At 55.5% G+C, this 5,779-nt stretch carries 6 protein-coding genes; 5 read left to right on the top strand and 1 reads right to left on the bottom strand.

Annotated elements, in window-relative coordinates:
• A partial coding sequence (locus tag AC06ND_RS05650; RefSeq protein WP_475678020.1) for a hypothetical protein occupies nt 1-346 on the bottom strand: 346 nt, incomplete at its 3' end.
• A gap of 82 nt (nt 347-428) precedes the next feature.
• Between AC06ND_RS05650 and aspS the strand changes: the two genes are divergently transcribed.
• From aspS to AC06ND_RS05625, 5 genes are all read left to right on the top strand, one after another.
• A complete protein-coding gene (aspS, locus tag AC06ND_RS05645; RefSeq protein WP_475678019.1) occupies nt 429-2,174 on the top strand; it encodes an aspartate--tRNA ligase in 1,746 nt (581 codons plus the stop codon).
• 162 nt (nt 2,175-2,336) lie between these two features.
• The gene (locus AC06ND_RS05640; RefSeq protein WP_475678018.1) at nt 2,337-2,930 is read left to right on the top strand and encodes an AGE family epimerase/isomerase; all 594 of its coding nucleotides are present in this window, start codon (nt 2,337-2,339) and stop codon (nt 2,928-2,930) included.
• A 129-nt stretch (nt 2,931-3,059) separates the two neighbouring features.
• Nucleotides 3,060-3,647: a hypothetical protein gene (locus AC06ND_RS05635; protein ID WP_475678017.1), complete on the top strand. Its 588-nt coding sequence runs from the start codon at nt 3,060-3,062 to the stop codon at nt 3,645-3,647.
• A 3-nt stretch (nt 3,648-3,650) separates the two neighbouring features.
• Nucleotides 3,651-4,721 carry an efflux RND transporter periplasmic adaptor subunit gene (locus AC06ND_RS05630; protein ID WP_475678016.1) on the top strand — a complete coding sequence of 357 codons (1,071 nt, stop codon included), beginning with the start codon at nt 3,651-3,653 and terminating at the stop codon, nt 4,719-4,721.
• Nucleotides 4,721-5,779: efflux RND transporter permease subunit (locus AC06ND_RS05625; RefSeq protein ID WP_475678015.1), on the top strand; the 1,059-nt coding region annotated here is incomplete at its 3' end. The genes AC06ND_RS05630 and AC06ND_RS05625, both read left to right, overlap by 1 nt.

Below are 5,779 nucleotides of genomic sequence, written 5' to 3'. Positions count from 1 at the left end.
CAATGGTACAGGGTACGAGCTGCAGCCGGCATTCCGCCTCCTCCCATTTTCTGTCCCTTTTTATCCCGTCGGCCTCGAAGGTGAAAACGGCTACGCTGACCTCGCCGTTCTCGTCAACGGTGAAGAGCTTTTCGACAAGCTCCTGCGGCTCTCCGCCCTCGCCGGCCTTGGTTGCGACGTCATCCGGAACGCTCATGACCATCAGGCCCTGCGCCCCGGTGAGGTCGATGCTTCTGACTTTGATGGAGGCTTTCGAGCCGTTGGAGAAAAGTCCGTCCTTGGAACATGAAACGGCAGCCGCAAGCATGAGGGCTGCAAACACGAAACGAATGGATTTACCGGTCATGGTCAACAATGATAAGTATAACCTCAAAGGTAAGTAATTTTTTATTACATTTGTATTTTGGAACGAACAAACTACATCATATATGTACAGGACTAACACCTGCGGAGAACTCCGCATAAGCAATGTGGGCCAGAAAGTGACCCTTGCCGGCTGGGTGCAGAAGGCACGCAAGCTCGGCGGTATGACATTCATCGATCTCCGCGACCGTTACGGTATCACCCAGCTTGTCACGGAGGATGATCCCGGCGTAGGCCGCGAGTGGGTCATCCAGGTTACGGGAGAGGTCGTGGAGCGCGAAAGCAGGAACGCGAAGATACCCACCGGAGACATCGAGATAAAAGTGGAGTCCGTCAATATCCTCAACAGGGCGCAGACCCCTCCCTTCACCATCGAGGAGAATTCCGACGGCGGTGAGGATCTCCGCGCAAAGTATCGTTACCTCGACCTCCGTCGTGCTCCGCTCCAGCGTGCGCTTGCGCTCCGCCATCGCCTTGCACAGGAGATCCGTACATATCTCGACCAGCAGGGCTTCATGGAGATCGAGACTCCGTACCTCATCAAGTCTACCCCTGAGGGAGCACGTGACTTCGTCGTTCCTTCACGTATGAACCCTGGTACCTTCTATGCGCTTCCACAGAGCCCTCAGACCTTCAAGCAGCTTCTCATGGTCGCTGGTTACGACCGCTACTTCCAGATCGTCCGCTGCTTCCGTGACGAGGACCTCCGCGCTGACCGTCAGCCGGAGTTCACCCAGATCGACTGCGAGATGAGCTTCGTGGACCAGGAGGATGTTCTCGGTACCTTCGAGGGCATGATGCGCCAGATGTTCAAGAACGCTCTCGGCGTGGACATCGCGAACCCTATCCCTCGCATGAGCTGGTATGACGCAATGGACTTCTATGGTTCAGACAAGCCGGACATCCGCTTCGACATGAAGATCCATGAGGTTACCGACGTGACCAAGGGTCATGGCTTCTCCGTATTCGACAGCTGCGACTATATCGGCGCCATCGCCGCTACCGGCTGTGCAGAGTACACCCGCAAGGAAATCGACGCTCTCACCGAGTGGGTAAAGCGCCCACAGGTCGGTGCAAAGGGCCTCGTATATATCAAGTGCAATGCTGACGGAAGCTACAAGTCTTCAGTCGACAAGTTCTACTCACCAGAGGAGGTGAAGGCAATCGCTGACGCTGCCGAGGCAAAGGCTGGCGATCTCGTGCTCATCCTCTGCGGTGCGAAGAGGAAGACCCAGAACATGCTTGGCGTCCTCCGTATCGAGATGGGTAACCGCCTCGGTCTCCGTGACCCTCACAACTTCGCTCCTCTCTGGGTCGTAGACTTCCCTCTCTTCGAGTGGGACGACGAGACCAACCGCTTCTATGCAATGCACCATCCGTTCACCGCTCCGAAGCCAGAGCACATCGACTGGTACTACAGCGACAAGAAGGAAGACCTCGAGAGGGTATGTGCAAACGCATACGACTTCGTTCTCAACGGTACCGAGCTCGGCGGCGGTTCAATCCGTATCCACGAGGCTGCGATGCAGGAGAGGATGTTCGAGATCCTTGGCATCAGCAAGGAGGACGCTGAGTACAAGTTCGGCTTCATCATCAACGCGTTCAAGTTCGGTGCACCTCCTCACGGCGGTCTCGCATTCGGTTTCGACCGCGTCTGCGCTCTCTTCGGCGGTCAGGAGACCATCCGTGACTACATCGCATTCCCTAAGAACAACCAGGGCCGCGACGTGATGATCGACTCTCCTTCACAGATCGACCAGGAGCAGATGGACGAGCTCTTCCTCGCAAGCACATTCACTCCACAGGAGTAGGACTAAGGGTCCGACAGTATATGCGGGACGGGTGCATTACGCAGCCGTCCCGCTTTTTTTGTACTTATTGTAGGGATTGTCGAAAAAACTTGCTATCTTTATATCGGCCTAGTTTCCGAAAGGCCAGACACTAGAACATAAAACCACAAAAACCGTATCAATATGACAGAGAGAATCGACGCTTTCTCCATCGATATCCAGGATGCCACCACTGGTACCCTGGCGATCTGGAAGGACAAACTCAATGCAGCACCTAAGGGCATCATCCTCAACGCACGAGTTCTCCGTGAACTCTCAGAGGCTTACCGAATCACAAAGAAGGATGAATTCCTGATAGCTGCCACTGAGGCGAAGGACTATCTCATCAATAATTTCATGGACCACAAGTATGGTGGAGTTTACTGGTCACTCGATTCAAACGGCGAGCGTCTCGACACCATCAAGCTCGTGTATGCACAGGCTGCTGCCATCAACGCTATCAGCGAGTATGTTCTTGCTACCAACGACGAGAGTGCTCTCCGTCATGCACAGAACCTCTATGAGCTCGTAGAGAAGGTGTTCAAGAATCCTGACACCGGCAAGTATGTCGACGTCCTCAACCGCGACTGGACTCCTGCTACCGACGTGAAGACCACAGCATGGACCAAGCTCTTCAAGGCTTCTCTCCTCGAGCCTTACACCAACCTCTACCGAGTATGGCAGAACCCACGCCTCCGTGGTTCTATCGACCGTCTCCTCGACAGTCTCGGCAAGTAATTTCTGACATTGTTCTTGTCGCATCTGCCGACAAGTTTTACATAAAGTCGATTTTTCAGGCTACCTTGCAGGAAATATTGCAAAGTAGCCTGATTTTTGTGGCATGACGGGCTTCTGAAAACAAGGATTATGAAACAGTTCAGGAATATAGTGATGGCAGTGATTGCCATCGTCTTCTTTGCCTCATGCGAGAAGCAGGGCAGCGACAGATTCAAGGGAAACTACTCCTTCAAGACCAGCGGAACTCTCACCGTCGTCCGTGACGCGGAGTACATCTATGATACTACCTATCGCTTCAGGGAAGGAGCGATCGACACGGTCGTGACCGAGCACTCTGAGCCCATGACCCTGGCTTTGGGCAGCGAGGCCGGCCAGATGGACGTTACCGTCGTGGATTCGAAGGAAGACAGGATAGTCGTGACCATGAACGTTCTCGGCGGGGACATGCTTGTCTACTATGCCGGCGTCAAGGACAAGGAACTTTCGCTCGAACCGACGATCAGGCATCTTTCCGTCTATGCTCCAGGCGTAGGTGGAGTGGACGAGGAATTCGGAGTGAGACCGGTCAGCACCGAGGTCAGCGTCGAGGGCCGCGGAGAGAAATATGACAACATCATTCTCTTCGAACTCGACTACAAGGGGGATTTCTGGGCCAACGACAGGCTATACCATATTATTGACAGCGACATCGTGTGCCGCGCAAAGATGAACGAGTAGGACATGGCAGGAAATAATCAGATAAGCAGGGCGGCCTTTGCTGCGGCAATGTCTCTGATCCTTGTCTCGACCAGCTCGTGCGAGTGGTTCAGCTCCACCCAGGAGAAGGTTTCCGAGAAGATCAGGAAGGAAAGCAAGGCCGAGCCCATTACCGTGAAGGTGATAAACGTCGGAAGTTCGGAGAATATCGGCACCAGCTCGTATGTCGGCACGGTTGAGGCATCGAAGTCGGTGCTGATCGTCAGCCCGGCTTCCGGAACTCTTACAGAACTCAATGTCCGCGAGGGTCAGTCCGTCGCATTGGGTCAGCCTATCGCGAAGGTGGAGTCACAGACCCTGAGGAGCACGTACGAGATGGCTCGCGCAACTTACGATCAGGCGAAGGACGGAATGGATCGTCTGCAGAAGCTCTTCGATGCGGGTAGCGTGTCGGAGGTGAAGATGGTCGAGATGAGGACCAATCTCGAGAAGGCCGAGGCAGCTGTGAAGGCGGCGGCGAAGTCTCTAGAGGACTGTACGGTCAAGGCTCCGTTTGCGGGAGTCGTGGAAAGCGTCCCTGTCCATAACGGGGTTGACGTCACCATCGCCGAGGCCATCGCGCGCATCGTGGACGTGAATTCGGCGGAGATACACTTCCCTCTGCCGGAGAACGAGTTCGGAAAGGTGAGCCGCGGTGACGTGGCGACCGTCGTCGTTCCGGCTCTCGACAGGACCATAAGCGCACGGGTCGTGAACAAGGGAGTCGTCGCATCCCGTCTTTCACACAGCTACGACTGTACCCTTGGCTCGCTCTCGGACGCACGCGGGCTCATGCCGGGAATGGTGTGCAAGGTGTACATCGAATCTGAGGCCGGAAGCGGCATCGTGATCCCGTCCACAGCCGTGATGACCGACATGGAGGGTCGTTACGTGTGGACCGTAAAGGACGGAATAGTAGATAAGAACCATATCGTCGTCGGCGGATACAGCGGCGACGGAATCATCGTTTCGGAAGGTCTTCCAGAGGGCGTCGGCGTGATAGTCGAGGGCGCCCGCAAGGTTTCGACCGGAATGGCGGTAAAGACCATCGAATAATGGCATTGAAAAGAAAGTTCTCAGGTATCGCGAGCTGGGTCGAATGGGCCATCTCGGAGAAGAAGGTGGTCTACCTGGCCGTCTTCGCTCTGGTCATTGCCGGAATCGCGGGCCTGAAATATATGAACAAGGATGAGTTCCCGACCTTCCAGATCAAGCAGGGACTCGTTGCCGGAATCTATCCGGGAGCGACTGCGGAGGAGGTTGAGGAGCAGCTCACCAAGCCGCTCGAGGAGACCCTCTTCTCGTACAAGGAGGTCGACAGGGCGACTACCAAGTCCGTCTCGAAGGACGGAATTTGCTACATCTACGTCGACCTCACCTGCAAGCAGTCCAAGAAGGACGAGGTGTGGTCCAAGATCAAGCTCGGGCTCCAGACCCGTAAGCTGACCCTTCCGACGGGAGTGCTTGCTGTCGCTGTCATGGATGATTTCAGCGCAATCAGTTCACTCCTGATCGCCCTCGAGTCTTCGGACAAGGGCTATACCGAGCTCCAGGACTATGCGGACGAGCTTTGCGTTAAGCTGCGCCAGATTCCTGACCTCGCGAAGGTCTCCGTCGTGGGCGGCCAGAACGAGGAGATCGCAGTCACCCTCGACAGAGAGAAGATCTCTTCTTATGGAATAGACCCTGCGACCATACTCTTGGGTTACCAGACGGCGACCCTTTCGATTCCTTCGGGCACCTTCAATACCGACTATGTCAGTGCGCCAATCCATATCCTCGGCGGCGTCGGCAGCGAGAGGGAAGTGGCAGAGAAGATAGTGTACTCGGACCCGGAAGGCAACGTCGTCCGACTCAAGGACATCGCCACCATAGAAAGGAGATACCAGTCGCCGGAGAACTTCGTTTCCTACGACGGCCACAGCTGCCTCATCCTTTCGGTCGAGATGCGTCCGGACAACAATATCGTGGCCTTCGGACAGGAGGTGGACAAGGTGCTCTCGGACTTTGAGTCCGGCATGCCTGACAGCGTGACCATCACCCGCGTCACCGACCAGCCGAAGGTGGTTGCCAAGTCCGTGTTCTCCTTCCTGCGCGACCTGCTGATCTCCATG

Source organism: Candidatus Cryptobacteroides sp., assembly GCF_056207615.1.
The sequence above is the reverse complement of the archived record's forward strand: the minus strand, read 5'-3'. Positions and strand labels throughout refer to the sequence as shown.

Excerpts from the sequence above, each read along its gene's own strand:
- AC06ND_RS05630 (WP_475678016.1), top strand. The coding sequence starts at position 3,651 with ATGGCAGGAAATAATCAGATAAGCAGGGCGGCCTTTGCTGCGGCAATG.
- AC06ND_RS05635 (WP_475678017.1), top strand. The coding sequence starts at position 3,060 with ATGAAACAGTTCAGGAATATAGTGATGGCAGTGATTGCCATCGTCTTC.
- AC06ND_RS05640 (WP_475678018.1), top strand. The coding sequence starts at position 2,337 with ATGACAGAGAGAATCGACGCTTTCTCCATCGATATCCAGGATGCCACC.
- aspS (WP_475678019.1), top strand. The coding sequence starts at position 429 with ATGTACAGGACTAACACCTGCGGAGAACTCCGCATAAGCAATGTGGGC.